Annotated in this window: 1 protein-coding gene; it reads left to right on the top strand. The window is 54.3% G+C overall.

What is annotated here, in order from left to right; all coding sequences use genetic code 11:
* Positions 1 to 1467 (top strand): non-ribosomal peptide synthetase (locus A587_RS0123670; RefSeq protein WP_026001114.1); only part of this gene is annotated, 1467 nt, incomplete at both ends.

The raw sequence follows: 1467 nt of genomic DNA, 5'->3' as shown, positions 1-1467 counted from the left end.
AAACCATCGAACGTATGGCGGGACATTTTGAGGTTTTGTTGTCCTCCCTTTTAACGTCCCCTGAATTGGATGTCTATGCCCATGAATTGGTGACGCCACAGGAGCGTGAGCTGTTACTGAATACCTGGAATGATACCGCAGCTAAGTACCGCTCGGAGCTGTGTCTGCATGAATTATTTGAACGTCAGGTCGATACCCATCCAAAGAAAACCGCCCTGGTCTGTGAAGAGACAAGCCTCAGTTATGAGACGTTAAACCGCCGCGCCAACCAGCTGGCCCATTACCTGAAAGCACAGGGGGTGAAGCCGGATACCTTAGTGGGGCTTAGCGTCGAACGTTCAGTGGACATGGTGATTGCCATTTTGGCAATCCTCAAGGCTGGCGGCGCTTATGTGCCTTTAGATCCCAACTACCCGCAAACGCGGCTGAGGCATATGCTCAGCGACAGCGGCGTCACTTTAGTACTGACGCAGCACAGTGTTCGGGAGCAACTACCGGACTGTTGCGGACAAGTATTGTGCCTGGACGATGGTGCACTGCAGGAGGCGCTGACGAAGATGGCAGCGGATAACCTGCCAGTATCTTCGCTGGGACTGGCGCCCCGTCACCTGGCGTATGTCATCTATACCTCGGGCTCTACCGGGCAACCTAAGGGGATCATGGTGCAGCATCAGGCGATGCTTGTGCGCCAGGATGGCTGGAACCGGGTGTTTGACTTGGAAAAGCGCCCGCCTGTGGTATTACAAATGGCGGGACTGTCAGTCGATATCCTGCTTGGCGATATGATGAAAGCCCTCGGCTGCGGCGGACGGCTGGAGATTTGCCCGAAAGAGGTACTGCTTTCGCCGGATAAGCTGTATCAGATGATCCAAAGTCGGCAGATCACCTATGGTGACTTTGTTCCGGCGGTGATCCGCGCTTTGACGGATCATTTGCTTGAAAGCGGGCAAAAGCTGGATGCTATGGCGTATATTTCAGTGGGCTGTGAGGCCTGGTACGGACGGGATCTGCGGCGTTTAAAAAGGGTTATCGGGGAAAATACCGAATGTTTTAACCTTTACGGGCAGACAGAATCGGTGATAGATGCCAGTTACTGCCGAGCCACGGAGCTGGTGTTAGCGGATGCGGACACGGTGCCTGTGGGGCAGCCGTTGGCCAATACTGGGTTGTATGTGCTTAACGAGCAACAACAATTGCAGCCTTATGGTGTTGCGGGGGAGTTGTGCGTTGGCGGTAAAGGACTGGCATTAGGTTATGCAGGACGGACGGGGTTAACGGCAGAGAAGTTTTTGGCACATCCTTTTACTGAGGAAGTGGGGCAAGGTTTATATCGCACCGGCGATCAGGCGGTGCGGCGGGCGGACGGCAGTCTACATTTTGTCGGCAGGGATGATGAGCAGGTAAAAATCCGTGGCTTCAGGGTTGAGGTAAAAGAAGTCGAAGGCAGGTTGCTGGCACTGGAAGCGG

Origin of the sequence: Pseudoalteromonas sp. NJ631, from assembly GCF_000276645.1 — a bacterium.
In the GTDB taxonomy this organism is placed as follows: Bacteria; Pseudomonadota; Gammaproteobacteria; order Enterobacterales; family Alteromonadaceae; genus Pseudoalteromonas; species Pseudoalteromonas piscicida.
This window is presented reverse-complemented; position numbering and strand designations above follow the sequence as displayed.